General features: G+C 55.8%; 13 protein-coding genes. 2 read left to right on the top strand and 11 right to left on the bottom strand.

Annotated elements, in window-relative coordinates; genetic code table 11:
- Positions 1-83 precede the first annotated feature (83 nt).
- A complete protein-coding gene (locus tag BUC26_RS07795) occupies positions 84-1433 on the top strand; it encodes an FAD-dependent oxidoreductase (protein ID WP_143165951.1) in 1350 nt (449 codons plus the stop codon).
- Between the two features lie 8 nt (positions 1434-1441).
- Positions 1442-2071: a DUF3943 domain-containing protein gene (locus BUC26_RS07790; RefSeq protein WP_073374947.1), complete on the top strand. Its 630-nt coding sequence runs from the start codon at positions 1442-1444 to the stop codon at positions 2069-2071.
- Between the two features lie 17 nt (positions 2072-2088).
- Here the strand turns inward: BUC26_RS07790 and BUC26_RS07785 are convergent, their stop codons facing one another.
- From BUC26_RS07785 to BUC26_RS07735, 11 genes are all read right to left on the bottom strand, one after another.
- Entirely contained in the window at positions 2089-2817 is a 729-nt protein-coding gene (locus tag BUC26_RS07785) for a class I SAM-dependent methyltransferase (RefSeq protein WP_073374945.1), read from the bottom strand.
- A gap of 37 nt (positions 2818-2854) precedes the next feature.
- The gene (locus BUC26_RS07780; protein WP_073374942.1) at positions 2855-4561 is read right to left on the bottom strand and encodes a thiamine pyrophosphate-binding protein; all 1707 of its coding nucleotides are present in this window, start codon (positions 4559-4561) and stop codon (positions 2855-2857) included.
- A 45-nt stretch (positions 4562-4606) separates the two neighbouring features.
- Positions 4607-5770, bottom strand: a complete 1164-nt coding sequence (locus tag BUC26_RS07775) for a pyridoxal phosphate-dependent aminotransferase (protein WP_073374940.1) — start codon at positions 5768-5770, stop codon at positions 4607-4609.
- A gap of 25 nt (positions 5771-5795) precedes the next feature.
- Entirely contained in the window at positions 5796-6308 is a 513-nt protein-coding gene (ilvN, locus tag BUC26_RS07770) for an acetolactate synthase small subunit (protein WP_073375026.1), read from the bottom strand.
- 231 nt (positions 6309-6539) lie between these two features.
- Positions 6540-6995 carry a MerR family transcriptional regulator gene (locus BUC26_RS07765; protein WP_084540542.1) on the bottom strand — a complete coding sequence of 152 codons (456 nt, stop codon included), beginning with the start codon at positions 6993-6995 and terminating at the stop codon, positions 6540-6542.
- A gap of 94 nt (positions 6996-7089) precedes the next feature.
- The gene (gene nrfD, locus BUC26_RS07760) at positions 7090-8283 is read right to left on the bottom strand and encodes an NrfD/PsrC family molybdoenzyme membrane anchor subunit (RefSeq protein ID WP_073374937.1); all 1194 of its coding nucleotides are present in this window, start codon (positions 8281-8283) and stop codon (positions 7090-7092) included.
- 770 nt (positions 8284-9053) lie between these two features.
- Positions 9054-9419, bottom strand: coding sequence for a MerR family transcriptional regulator (locus BUC26_RS07755; protein WP_073374935.1), 366 nt, complete (start codon positions 9417-9419; stop codon positions 9054-9056).
- 47 nt (positions 9420-9466) lie between these two features.
- Positions 9467-10648, bottom strand: a complete 1182-nt coding sequence (gene nrfD / locus BUC26_RS07750) for an NrfD/PsrC family molybdoenzyme membrane anchor subunit (protein ID WP_073374934.1) — start codon at positions 10646-10648, stop codon at positions 9467-9469.
- A 42-nt stretch (positions 10649-10690) separates the two neighbouring features.
- Positions 10691-10972, bottom strand: coding sequence for a hypothetical protein (locus BUC26_RS07745; protein ID WP_073374932.1), 282 nt, complete (start codon positions 10970-10972; stop codon positions 10691-10693).
- A gap of 465 nt (positions 10973-11437) precedes the next feature.
- A complete protein-coding gene (locus BUC26_RS07740; RefSeq protein WP_073374931.1) occupies positions 11438-12115 on the bottom strand; it encodes a c(7)-type cytochrome triheme domain-containing protein in 678 nt (225 codons plus the stop codon).
- Positions 12116-12193: 78 nt separating this feature from the next.
- Complete coding sequence (locus BUC26_RS07735; protein ID WP_084540531.1) at positions 12194-12946, bottom strand: 4Fe-4S dicluster domain-containing protein; 753 nt, start codon at positions 12944-12946, stop codon at positions 12194-12196.
- Between the last annotated feature and the right edge of the window lie 323 nt (positions 12947-13269).

Here is a 13269-nt window from a genome sequence, read left to right as displayed (position 1 = left end):
GAGGCGTCGAAAATATGGGAAAAGACGAGCTGCGTTCACCTCGAGCGCGGGCGAGATCAAGCATTTCGACAACTGGTTATCACATGGTACACGTACTGATTATCGGCGGCGACGCGGCCGGCATGAGCGCCGCGTCCCAGCTCAGGAGACGGGCACCGGCCACACGGATCTCCGTCTTCGAGAAAGGCCCCTATACGTCCTATGCCCTTTGAGGCATCCCCTACTACGTCGCCGGTCTGGTCGACTCCGAGCACAGGCTCATCGCCCGCACGCCCGAAACGTTCAGAGAGAAGATGGACATCGAGGTCCACACCCGCCACGAAGCCATCGAGATCGACACTGCCAACAAGACGGTACTCGTGGCGGATCTCGATCACGGCACCACCCGGCGACACCACTTCGACCACCTTCTGATCGCCACCGGCAGCACGCCGATACGGCCGCACCTTCCCGGCAGCGACGCGGTCAATATCCACGATGTCAATTCGCTGGCCGGCGGTATCGCTCTGAAACAGGCGTTGCAGCGAGAAAAACCCCGCTCGGCGGTAATCGTCGGCGGCGGTTATATCGGCATCGAAATGGCCGAAGCGCTAATCATGCGCGGCCTGCAGGTACACCTGATCCAGCGCGGCGACCAGGTTATGTCTTCTCTGGATGCAGAACCTGCCAACCTGGTAGGCTCGGCCCTTGAGCGGCACGGGGTGAACGTGCACCTTGGCCAAACGGTTGTCGGATTCGAAACGATTAACGGCAGGGCTGTGCGGGTTATCACCGACCAGGCCACTCTAGCCGCCGACATCTTTCTGCTCGGCCTCGGGGTGAGACCGAACAGCGCTCTGGCCGGGAAAGCCGGTATCCCTCTCGGCGCCGGCGGCGCCATTGCCATCAACGACCGTCAGCAGACCAAGGTGCCGACTATCTGGGCCGCCGGGGACTGCGCCGAATCATTCCACCTGGTCGGCCGCCGCCCGGTATTCTTTGCCCTCGGCACGATCGCCAACAAACAGGGGCGTGTCGCCGGCATTAACCTGGCCGGCGGCGAGGCCCGTTTTCCCGGAGTGGTGGGCACGGCAATCACCAAGTTCATGGATACCGAAATCGCCAGGACCGGGCTGAGCGAACGGGAGATCAAGGAGTTGAATATCCCGTTCGTCACCGGACTCGTCGAGGCCCACACCCTGCCCCGCTACTATCCCGGCTCCGCGCCGATGACCGTCAAGGTGCTGGCGGAACAGGGTCCCGGACGGCTGCTCGGAGCCCAGATCGTCGGCGGCGCCGGTGCCGGCAAACGAATCGATCCGCTGGCAGTCGCATTGCACGCCGGTTTTACACTGGACGATCTGCTCTATCTCGATCTCGGCTATGCCCCGCCCTTCTCCGGAGTCTGGGAGCCGTTTGTCATCGCCGCCCGGCTGGCCCTGAAAAAAAGCTGACTGCGGCGATGATGGCTGGCATCCCGTCAAAACGGCTTAATCACCAACTGCGCTCATGGCGGCAAACGGCACGAATCGCACTGTGTCTGCCACCTTTTCTCTTCCTGCAACCGGACCGGGCTGCAGCACTCGATGTCGCCACTCCGGTTACGTACACTGCTCTGCTGATGGCGGTTGAATTCGCTGCGATCAATATCCTGGATCTCAACCACCACTCGATCAGTTACGACAATTTTGAGCGAACCGTCAAAGACCCGTCACCTCGGGAAGATGACGATAGCGATTTCGTCAATCACATCCTCCATCCGCTGATGGGCTCGGAGACCTACCTGCGCGCCCGCGAAGGCGACTTCGGCATACCCGGCAGCATCGGCTTCAGTCTGGCGGCTTCGATAACCTGGGAATACGCGGTGGAATCATGGACGGAACACCCGTCGGCAAAAGACATTTTCGTCACCACCGGGGTCGGTTGGATGATCGGCGAAATCCGTTACCAGATGAAACGATACGCCGTCGAAAATGATCTGTCCTATGTCCTGGTGGACCCGATCTGGGCGGCACTCGAATACTTTGATGTCTCGATAACCAAAAGGGACTCCGAGGTCACGGCGCTGTTTGGCTTTACCTTTCCACTGTGACCTCGGCACCGGCGCCATCACTCCGGCACTCCGGCAACGGTTGGAGCGCCTTGCTCCGGTACGTGCAGCAGACCGATGCCGAAACCACTCTGGTTGCCTTCGGTAACGAACTCCTCGGTCGGAGCCCGCTGTTTGAGGCGTTTCCAGAGATGATACACCTGGTTGGTCGGCAAAGGCTGGTTTTCCAGGATATCGTGGAAGGCGATCAAGCCGCCGGGACGAACAAAACCTCGATAGTCCTCATAATCGGCGGTAACCCCTGCTTCGGTATGATCGCCGTCGATGAAGAGAAAATCCACCTGGTACCCGGCCAGTTCACCGGCCACCCGCTCCCTGAACGACGGATCATGGGAATTGCCGCTCAGAAGGATCACCCGGCACGAAGAACCGGGCGGCGGGAAGCGGCTAAACAACGGCCGTTGCCGGCTCATGTCGATCAGATCGCAGCTGATCACCCGTTCACTGGCCAGCGCGGCCCAGATCAACGCCGTACCGCCGCTGGCGGTACCGATCTCGAGGATGATCCGCGGCTTGATGGCGGCCACCGCTTCTGCCAGCCTGGTGATCTCCGACGGAAGCTGCAAGGTCTTGACCCGCATCCAGCCGCCCCCGCCGAAATGCATGGCCCAATCAACCACCTCGGCAAGCGACCGCGGCGCCGCATGATATTCCTGCAGACGCCGAAATGCGTAGCGCGCATGAAACGGTTGGCGCACTCGTCTGCTCAGGTTCTTGAATACGCTCATGGCTCCGTCACCACTGACCCAAAAGAAGCCAAACGGCTCAGGACTGCTGCATATGCGGGCCGAGAATCATATCCTTGTATCCGAGTCCGGCCGGTATCCGGGGATAGAGCATCTCGTCAACATCACAGACAACTTCGAGAAAACAGGATCCGGTGTTTGCAATCATATCCGCCAGCCCCGCAGCCAGATCGTCGCGCTTCTCGATCCGTCGAGTAAACGAGAACCCCATGTCCCGGGCCACATTTGCGAAACTGACCGGCGTGATCTTTTTCGTCCCGACATAGCTGCCGCCGTACGCCAGATCCTGAATATTCCTGACCATGCAGTCCCCGTGATTATTGAGCATCAGAACCTTGACCGGCAGGCCGTATTTGCCGATGGTAAATAGTTCACCAAGGTTCATCAACAGGCTGCCATCACCATCGATGGCAATGACAATGGCCCCGGGGTTGGCATATTGGGCACCGATCGCCGTCGGCAATCCGAAGCCCATCGTGCCGTAGCCGCCCGAGGTCAGAAAGGCCTTCGGGGTCAGCGTGGTCAGGTATTGGGCGGCCAGCATCTGGTGATTACCGACACCGGTGGTGACAATGGTATTTTCGGTGATCAGGCTGGACAATGCCTCCATTACCTCGGCCTGCTGAATAGCCTCGGCCTGACGGTTGTAATCCAGGCGATAGGTCTGTTTGAGCTTGCTGGTGTAGTCCTGCCACGGCCCGATATCGAGGCGGATATCATGCGACTCGGCATAACGAAGCAAATCGTCGAGAGCCGTCTCGGCCTTGCCGATAAACGAGAATTTGGGATTTCGCGAAAATCTGACCTCCTGGACCTTTTCCGGATTAATGTCAAAATAGGCGATATCGGCCGCCAACCCGGTCTCGCCGACTTTCTGCGACACCCGGTCGTCCCAGCGAATACCGAAGGCAACGAAGAGGTCGGTCTCCTGGATCGCCATGTTGGCGGCCGGCACGCCGAACATGCCGAGCATGCCCAGGGCCCAATCACCGGTCTCGTCAAGCACACCTTTGCCCATCAGACTCCAGATCGACGGGACACGGTAGCGACGATTAAAGGCCCTGATACGGGCGCTTCCCGCGGCCGAGTTGAGACCGCCGCCGATGTAGAGCAGCGGTCGTTTGGCCTGTTGCAGCAGTTCGAAAAACTGCCGACACTGGTTCTCGCCGAGGTGCCGCTCTTCGTCGTATTTATAACGGAAGCGCTCCGGCTCGATGGCGCGATAGACCCCTTCCGTCTTCTGGATGTCAAACGGAAAATCGATGACTACCGGCCCCGGCTTCCCCGATTTGGCCAGGAAATAGGCGTCCTTGACCACTTCCTCGACACTCTGCAGTTCATTGACGACAATGACTTTCTTTGCCGCTCCGGCAAAAATGCGCTCGACGTTGATATGCTGGAACTCATCGGTCCCCATTTTCGTGCGGGCCACCTGGCCGGCAAAGACGAGCAGCGGGATCGAATCGGCGTTGGCATCGGCCACAGCGGTCAGGGTATTGGTGATGGCCGGACCTGAGGTGACGACCGCCACTCCGACCTCGCTGCTTGACCGCGAATAACCACCGGCGGCAAAAGCGCAGGACTGTTCGTTGGCATCGACGATGATGTCAATGCCATACTCTTCGATGGCATGAAAGACCGGTAAGATGGTCGCACCGGAAAAACCGAATATCCGCTTGACCCCCAAATCAACGAAACTTTTGGCTAGAATCTGTGCATTATTCATAAAAACCTCTCCTCTTGGTATCGCCGCTGACGACAACTGCTCGTGTTAACGAAAATAGCGCCGTATCCGTTCGACACCATCGTTCATTCGTTCGACATCGGTGGTATAAGCAAATCGAATGTGCTGCGCGGCACGATTGGTCCCGAAATCCTTGCCCGGCGTAACCGCTACCCCTTCCTTTTCCAAGAGATCGTAAGCCAGCCGAAAGCTGTCATCGGTCAAGGACGAACAATCGGCGTAGAGATAGAAAGCACCTTGCGGGACAGCCGGAAAAGAAAAACCGATCTCCTGCAGCGCCGGCAGCAGAAAGTCCCGGCGCCGACGAAACTCCTGTCGACGCTGTTCAAAAATGGCCAGGCAGTCGTCGGAAAAGGCACGTAGCGCCGCATATTGTGCCGGGGCAGAGCAGGAAAGAAAAATATTCTGGGCGAGACAATCGATAGGGTCGACAAAAAACGGTGGCGCAACGATCCAACCGAGCCGCCAGCCGGTCATACCAAAGTATTTTGAAAAGCTGTTGAGCACGAAAATATCGTCGGCCACGTCCAGGGCGGTAAAGGCCTCCAATTCGTAGATCAGACCCTGGTATATTTCATCGACGATGAGCACGCCGCCGCGCTCCCGGACGACCTGATATATTTCCCGCAACGCGTCCCGCGACAGCACCGTGCCGGTCGGATTTGCCGGCGAGGCAACCAGCACCGCCCGGGTCCGCTCAGTCCAGGCCTGCCGGACCATCTCGGCGGTCAACTGATAGTCGGTCTCGGGACCCACCGGCACTGATACCGGCACGCCGGAAACGAATTCCACGAAATTCTTATTACATGGATACCCCGGATCGGTCATCAGCACTTCCTGGCCGGGGTTGATCAACACCCCCATCAACAATTGCAGGCCGCCCGAAGAACCGGGAGTAACGATGATCCGGTGCGAATCGATGGCCAGACCGAACCGATCGCGGTAGTGATCGGCAATGGCCTGGCGCAGTTCCGGGATTCCGGTGGCCGGCGTATAGCCGGTCTTGCCGGCATCAATCGCCGCTTTGCCGGCGGCGGCCACCGGCGCCGGGGCGGCAAAATCCGGCTGACCGACCTCCATATGAACAACGGAACGGCCGGCGGCTTCCAGCTGTTTGGCCTTGGCCAGCAGATCCATAACATAAAACGGCGCGATCCGTTCCATTCGGCGGGCAATATACTGCTCAGTCATAAACCATCTCCAAACTCAAGAACTTTCAGCGACTACTGCGATGGGAATCATCCAGTTCGCGATAAAGCGCCAGCACGCCCGACCTGGTCAATTTTTTGATCCCCAATGGTCGCAATAAATCGATAATCGCATTGACTTTGTCTTCGGTTCCGGTCACTTCGACAATGTAAGAGTCGATACCGGCGTTGACGATCCGGGCATGAAAAATGTCGGCTATCTGAATCAGTTCGGTCCTGTTTTCCGAGGTTATCTCGACACTGATCAAGGCCATCTCACGTTTGATAGCCTTATCTTCCATAGTCATATCGCGTAGCTTGATGACGTCGATCAACCGATTGATCTGTTTCTGGATGTCGATATACTGGTCGGGTGTCGCTTTGGTCTTGATGGTGATCCGAGAAATACCCGGATCGTGGGTGGGCGCCCCGCAGATGCTTTCCATGTTGTACCCTCGGCCGGAAAACAAGCCCGTCACCCGAGAAGTCACCCCCGGTTTGTTGGCCACGAGCATCGTCAAGACATACGATTGTTCTTCCATGTCACTCTCCTTGATCGCGATCATGCCGAGACACCGCTGTCCGGGCACTTTAACCTGTTATAATAGGAAACCATCGCAACAATGACAACACAATTCCGGAAGGCAGGCCGGGATAGGCACCGGCGTCAATCGCCCCAAAAAAAAGGGGATCGCCACGCGAACCGCCGAAAGACGGTTACGTGTGCCGATCCCCACTTCACGTGCAGGTGTTAACGGACAGTGACGCTGCTCTTATCGGGAAGATGTCTTGCTGTCGGACTCTCCTCCCCGATTTTTTCCGGCCCGCAGAGTGATATCCCGCTCCTTGGCCCGCCGTTCCGCCTCCGGATCACCGGCCAGACGTAGCGAGCGCGGAATGGCAACATCGACACGGGCCGTACACGACTCGCAGACTTCCCGAGAACAATTGGCAATCTCCCAGCACGGCGCGTAGCGCAGCAGCTTCTTGATCCCGGGAATGGAAATACCTTCTTCGTGGATCATCGAGCGGATGCAACTGATCCAGATGATATCGTTCTGGGAAAAATAGCGCCTCGTTCCTTTGCGTGACGGCTTGACCAGTCCCTCGTCCTCGTAGATCCGAAGCGTTCGTGGGTGCACGTTGAGGAGTTGGGCGGCAACGCCAATCGAGTAGACCGGCGTGTCTGCCGCAATTGGTTGTACTTCCACTTTCTTCTTGACTCTCATCGAACCTCCCGGCCGCATCTGGTCACTTTCGTCCTCCGCTGGTCGGAAGGCGCTGTCACCGCTGATCGATACCATGGTTGCACCTACCGCCCCGCTAGTGGGCTTCGCTCAGGTGACCGCGAAACAACCGCTCGCCGGCGATGAACAGGAAGAAACAGAAGGCAATCCCGCCGATGGTCACCAGCCACTCATGGACTGTTGGAGAATAAGTAAACATTTCCGGATAGTTGACGAGTCCCATTCCATGATAATGCGGGACCAGCTGACCAACGATAACCAGGTCGTAGCGCATGAAAAAGATACCGACCATCCCAGCCAGTGAAGCAGCGAATAAGACCCGCATATTATTACCGCGAACCGCCATAATCAACGCAAACGGCAGCACCATACCAAGCAGGATCTCGCCCATCCAGAAATTCAGGGCATAGGGACCGTTGATCAGGGTCATCATCGCCGCATATTTGCCCGGAGGATTACCGGTTACGCCGGCAATCATTTTCCAGGAAGTAAAAAACAGGATGACCGCCATCATCAAGGCTCCGAGTTTGGCGACACTGGACAGAGATTTCTTCATATCATCACTCATCTGCCAGTTATTGACTCGATAAGCAAGATAGGTAAAGAAGATGATCGCGACACAGCCGGACATCGCCGCCGAAATGATGAAATAGATCGGCATGTAGGGGCCATGCCAGAACTCACGCCCGTTGAGCAGACCGAACACGGCGCCGAGATTGGAATGGGCGACGACACCGGTAAGCAGACCTGCCAGACCGAACATGGTGGCCGTTCTGTGTTGTTCTTTCTGCAACATGACGAATTCCACCATCATGAAAAACAGATAGGCACCATAGAGGGTTCCCATCCACCAGATATTTGAAGTCGGATTGGCGCCGATTACGTTGCCGACCGGCATCCGCCAGGAATTTTCAATCTCGAAGGCGATAACCAGAAATCCGGCGACGATCGTTGCAATCGATAGAAACACCGCTCGTTTGGCGATCGGCGTGAAATTCTTGAAACCGAAGACGTGGCCGACCGACGAGACAATGCACAACCCGGTCGACGTGACCACGAAAAAGACATACGCCGCGATAAGCAGGCCCCAGGGCACCTCGCGAGTCACACCGAACGTATGCTCATGGCCGGCAACGATCGAGTGGATACCGAAGGCCACGCCAACAATAGTCAGCAAGCCGAGGAGAAACAACGCAGCCGTGTGTTTCCACGAACTCGCAGACTCCAACCCTCCTTCCTGCGGGAGTACGCCCGCCAGCAAATTGTTCATCTCCAGCACTCCTTTGAATTATCGTTTGTTCTACGCTGCACAAGCAGCCGCCATTTCAGATACTGCGCTTCAGGACCGACCGCCTGAACCACTGTTTGACCTTCAAATCGTAGAGCGTATGAAGGATCGCACAACCGAACCAGAACACCAAAAACAAGAAGCCTTCCATGAATCCACCCTCCATACCGATTTTCCGGGTAACACCGAAAGGACCTCCCTTTCGGATCATTCTGAGTTATTAACGATCGTATAATTGTACATATCTGTTGTCAAGTTATTTACGCTAATAACTTGCGTCATCTGGCAAATTATTTTTCCGATAATCACCGATTAAAAGGTGTTTAATACTATATTATCATATGTTTATATGATTCATTAATCGTCATTAATTTTTTTTGGCGGAGGGCGAATTTTTCGCCCTCCGCCAATCGCCATGGAGAAGAGGACGCAATATAAGCCCTTTTCTCCATGGCGATTGGCGGAAGAAAACCACAAGGAAAGAGGGGAGCTTTTTCAGCACTACCTGGCCGGAACGGTTGAGTGCCGGGAGGACTGGGATTGCACGTTGTCGGGACGCAGAGATTGACCGAAGGGAGAACGGCACGAAGGCAGCATTTGCTGATAGTCAGCCAAGGCCGGGGTAACACGTGCGCCGCGATTGCCGGTGACTTAAAAACGGCGCGCGGCAGCAGATGCCGAACGCAGAACGCCCCGTACCGTTACAGGCGGTACGGGGCGATAGAGGTAACGCGTATCGAACTGACGTTTTCCTAGAAAGCGACCTTCTTTTTCCGTTGCGGAACCGGCTCCAACCGCCTGATCTTCTTGGGAACCATGGTGTTGGAAAAGAAGGCGCTGCACCGTTGTCGCTTCTCAAAGGGACAATCGATGATGTTCCAACACGGCGTATAGGAAAGCAGTTTCTTGACCGCATTGATACTGATACCGTGATCGTGGATCATCTCCCGCAGGCACTCGATCCACTTAATGTCACGCATCGAATAGTAACGCCACTTCCCTTTCCGCTTCGGACGAACCAGGCCGCTCTCCTCGTAGTTACGCAGCGTTCGCTGGTGGACACCGAGAATTTTCGCTGCCATGCCGATGGTAAATATTGCTTCGTCTTCAGAGATCATGGAGGGCCTCCTTACGATTGCTCTTGGTGTCTCGACAGTCCTTCTCATCAGTCCTCATGATGGTGCCGGAAACTCTCCCCGAGATAATATTCACCGATCAGAAAACAGGCGCCAAGAACACCGATACCGCTCAGAGCAATGGCGATTTCCGGCGCCGTTGCGGTATACTGATGATAAGCCGGCATACCCTCATAACCCGAGTATTGCGGAATGATCTGGCCGGCGACCACCAGGTTCAGCCGGGAAAAGAATTGTCCGACCAGGATCATCAAGGCCGCCAACGACATGGCCTGAACCGACTCCAGGCGGGTAACGAGCAGGACCACGAACGGCAGCAACAGCCCGATCCCGATTTCAAAGACCCAGAAACTGTTGGACAGGGGACCGGAAGTCAAGACTGCAGCAGCATTACCAAGAGATTCCGAACCGACGAGCGCGTTGAGGAATTTCCAACCCGTAGCGATACCGATCAGGAAAATCATCAGCATCATTACTTTACCGCCGGTCTGCATCGCCTCGAAGGTCTCCTTGCTGAGCGATTTGCGGCGAAGAGCAAATGATCCGTGCGTGAAGAGAACAATCGCCGCCGCGCCGGAGAGAAAAGCGCAGGCGAGGAAGAAAACGGGCAGTTGCGAACCGTACCAGAACGGCCGAGCGTTAAGAGAAGCAAATACAGAGCCGAGATTGCTGTTGGCGAAGAGTTCGGTAACCGCTGCGCAGACCCCGAGAATCACCGCCAGTTTATAACGCCTGGTAATGATCAGAAACAACTCGGCCATCATGATGCCAACCGCCATGCCATAAAGCGTTCCCATCCACCATATATTTGAAGTCGGATTCGGGTAGAGGATCACACCGAGCGGCATTCGCCAGACATTTTCAAGTTCCAGACCGATCACCAGGAACGCCCCCATGATGGCGGCTATCGACAACCAGACCATCCGATTGGCGAGCGGGGCCAGATTATTGCCGCCGAACAGGTGACTCAACGCGGCCAGAGCACAGAGACCGGTTGAGATAATCGCCAGATAGGCATAGGTGGAAATGGCGATCCCCCACGGAACCTCGCGGGTTACGCCAAGTGATTGGTGGTGACCGACATAGAGGGCATAAAGACCCGCCGAGACACCGATGGCGACAAGACCAAGCATTACGGCCAGCAACAGATTGAACTGCGGCCGGCGAAACTCCTGTGCTCCGATAACGGCTGCCTGTGACTGTAGAGACATGATTCCTCCTTGAAAGTTATACGATATTCTGCTGTTATTGACTTATTCGTCGATTCGCGCCGGTTCCGTCATGTCTGCCCCGGTTGCCTGCTTGCTGAAAACAAAACCGAGAGCGATCGGCGCAGCAAACGGCCCGAGAATCATGAACAGGACCAGACACACGGAAAACCAGAAATACTCACTCGCTTTCTCGCGCCACCGTTCCTGGACGAGCGCCAGGGGAGCCGTGAAATTCCGAGTTGTTTCAAGATACGTTGCGGCCATGTCGATCTCCTTGTTGGTGGTGGTTACGACGTCCTTTGCCTTCTCTAAAGCAATGGACATGCCAACACTTCTTGGAACCGCTTAACATGCGCAAAGTTTAATGATAAAGAGCTGTATTAAAAAGAAATAAAGATTTTAATTAAAAAACAAACCGTCTTATTTCCCGGTCGTTTTTCAGGAAACATCTTCCCCCTATGGCGCACTATGCGTCCTCAGGCAAAAAGTAGTGGCGCATAGTGCGCCATCTTCCTTTTCTCTTTATTTCTTATTATTATTTCAGAGTGTTACAATGAGCGGCGATTCATTTGGCAAGAAATCGCCTCGAAAAAAACAGGCGTCGCCGCCGAGGAAAAGACAAAGATAAAACTAATTCAGGAAGTTATAAGATAGGAAGAAGAAGGGCGAAATATGCGCCCCGACCAGGTGTTATCCTGGATATATGGAAACAGGATTCGACAAGATTGGCAGGCATCGATGTAAACGAGTCCGCCGGATCGCACACCGGCGGACTCGTTTACTGGTGGATCAGTGCTCAGCTCCGTGAGCCGGGGTCTCCGCTTCACCCATCAACCGGGCATATCCTCTGACCCCGATATGACAGGTGGTACAGCGGGTATCAGAAGCAAAGGCGGTACTGCCGTCGTGACATGCACCGCAGTAGAGCCCGTCGTAGAGGGAGGCCATGACAAAATCATCGGCTTGCTCTGCGGCGCCGGCCTGCATCGTGAACAGGTCGTCGTGACAGGACTCACAGTCAAGTCCCATATCTTCCGAATGGGTCTTATGCTCGAAAATAACGGCTTTAACCGGTTTGGTCCAGACGATGGCATCCTCCGGCTGCTGATGGCAGGAGGCACATTGCGAGTTCACATCGAACGCCATGCTGCCGTCATGACAGGCGCCGCAGTACATGCCGTCACCCATGGCGGCCATCGTAAAATCGTCCTGCCCCTCAGCGGCACCGGCTTCCATCTCGAACAGATCATCATGGCACGATTCACAATCAAGCCCCATTTCCATGGTATGCAGCTGATGACTAAAAAAAACACCCTTGACCGGCTCGTTCCAGACGATCAGCGCCTCCGGGCCGTAAGCGTCCTCGTCGTAGGGCTCCTGCTCTACAGCTGGCTGATCCGCAGCGGAGATCAACAGATAACTGAAGAGAATGGCACCGACAAATCCTATGGCAACTATCTTTTTCATTCTTCTCTCCCGCATGCTCCTCGACTCAGACGAGCATTCCTGGTGGTATTAGAGTCTGCATCCACAAAGCATCGCACCTCAGGCATTGGTGTAAAAAACATTCGGGATGGCACCGGTTTCCGGCCGAAGAACCCAGACGATCGAACCGGGTGTATGGAGCAACTGAAAGACCCTGCTGTTGTGATCAGCCAAATCACCGAAGACCCGAACATCGGCGGGGCACGCCTCAACACAGGCCGGGGTGGTTTCTCCTTTGGAGAGACGACTTTCCCAGCAAAAATCGCATTTGTCGACGGCCCGCGTCTCCTCGTTGAAGTAGCGGGCATTATAGGGACAGGCGGCCATGCAGGTTTTACAGCCGATACACCGGCTGTTCTTCATCACCACGATGCCAGTCTTTTCGTCTTTCCAAGTTGCCGTGGTCGGGCAGACACGGACGCAGGGCGGCCGGTTGCACTGGTTGCAGAGTACCGGCATGAAAATGGTTTCCTTTTCACCGCCGACAATGTCACGCCGTCGCTCGAGAATGGTGGTCCGATACCCGTAAGACGGTACATTGTTGGTCTTGACGCATGCCTCCTTGCAGAGCTCGCAGTCGATGCAGAGGTGCTCACGAAGTACCATGGTGTAATGAGGACTGTAGGGGTACTTACCGGAACTAGGCACCGGACCTTCCGCCAGGGCATCGACGACCGACGTCAGAGACAGAACGGTACCACCGAGATAAACCCCGGTCACGGCCAGGCCGATTTTCAGAAAGTTCCGTCGCTCTGCAGATGGGAGGGTATCAGGTGATTCCGCTTTCAGGGTTGCCAGTTCGTTTATTTTCATCTTCAACTCTCGTAATGGTTCCAACCAAATCGCCCGATGGGCGGGCCGGCCCTCGGTGCATCCCGACAGACACACGCCGCTTATTCCACCCGGTCGGTACCTCGCGGTAACACCGGGCCGACACTGCTGCTCCGACGATCACCGCGATCATGCAATTCTCGGCCGCATCCGGTCCCGCTGACGACCCGTACCGACCAGCGATTGATCGTTCGGCAGGCTCCGGTTATTCCATACCACTGACCTAAAAAAAACGCCTGTGCATAGTGACAGATCGACACGGTAAAAGCAACCGCAATAAACAACATATGCACCAAAATTGGCGT

The sequence above is a fragment of the Desulfofustis glycolicus DSM 9705 genome, assembly GCF_900130015.1.
GTDB classification, from domain to species: domain Bacteria; phylum Desulfobacterota; class Desulfobulbia; order Desulfobulbales; family Desulfocapsaceae; genus Desulfofustis; species Desulfofustis glycolicus.
This window is presented reverse-complemented; position numbering and strand designations above follow the sequence as displayed.

What these genes read in the sequence shown, in the direction of transcription:
- nrfD (WP_073374937.1), bottom strand. Translation starts at nt 8,283, where the DNA reads ATGAACAATTTGCTGGCGGGCGTACTCCCGCAGGAAGGAGGGTTGGAG.
- BUC26_RS07785 (WP_073374945.1), bottom strand. Translation starts at nt 2,817, where the DNA reads ATGAGCGTATTCAAGAACCTGAGCAGACGAGTGCGCCAACCGTTTCAT.
- BUC26_RS07765 (WP_084540542.1), bottom strand. Translation starts at nt 6,995, where the DNA reads ATGAGAGTCAAGAAGAAAGTGGAAGTACAACCAATTGCGGCAGACACG.
- ilvN (WP_073375026.1), bottom strand. Translation starts at nt 6,308, where the DNA reads ATGGAAGAACAATCGTATGTCTTGACGATGCTCGTGGCCAACAAACCG.
- BUC26_RS07745 (WP_073374932.1), bottom strand. Translation starts at nt 10,972, where the DNA reads ATGTCCATTGCTTTAGAGAAGGCAAAGGACGTCGTAACCACCACCAAC.
- BUC26_RS07790 (WP_073374947.1), top strand. Translation starts at nt 1,442, where the DNA reads ATGATGGCTGGCATCCCGTCAAAACGGCTTAATCACCAACTGCGCTCA.
- BUC26_RS07775 (WP_073374940.1), bottom strand. Translation starts at nt 5,770, where the DNA reads ATGACTGAGCAGTATATTGCCCGCCGAATGGAACGGATCGCGCCGTTT.
- BUC26_RS07735 (WP_084540531.1), bottom strand. Translation starts at nt 12,946, where the DNA reads ATGAAAATAAACGAACTGGCAACCCTGAAAGCGGAATCACCTGATACC.
- BUC26_RS07755 (WP_073374935.1), bottom strand. Translation starts at nt 9,419, where the DNA reads ATGATCTCTGAAGACGAAGCAATATTTACCATCGGCATGGCAGCGAAA.
- BUC26_RS07740 (WP_073374931.1), bottom strand. Translation starts at nt 12,115, where the DNA reads ATGAAAAAGATAGTTGCCATAGGATTTGTCGGTGCCATTCTCTTCAGT.
- BUC26_RS07780 (WP_073374942.1), bottom strand. Translation starts at nt 4,561, where the DNA reads ATGAATAATGCACAGATTCTAGCCAAAAGTTTCGTTGATTTGGGGGTC.
- nrfD (WP_073374934.1), bottom strand. Translation starts at nt 10,648, where the DNA reads ATGTCTCTACAGTCACAGGCAGCCGTTATCGGAGCACAGGAGTTTCGC.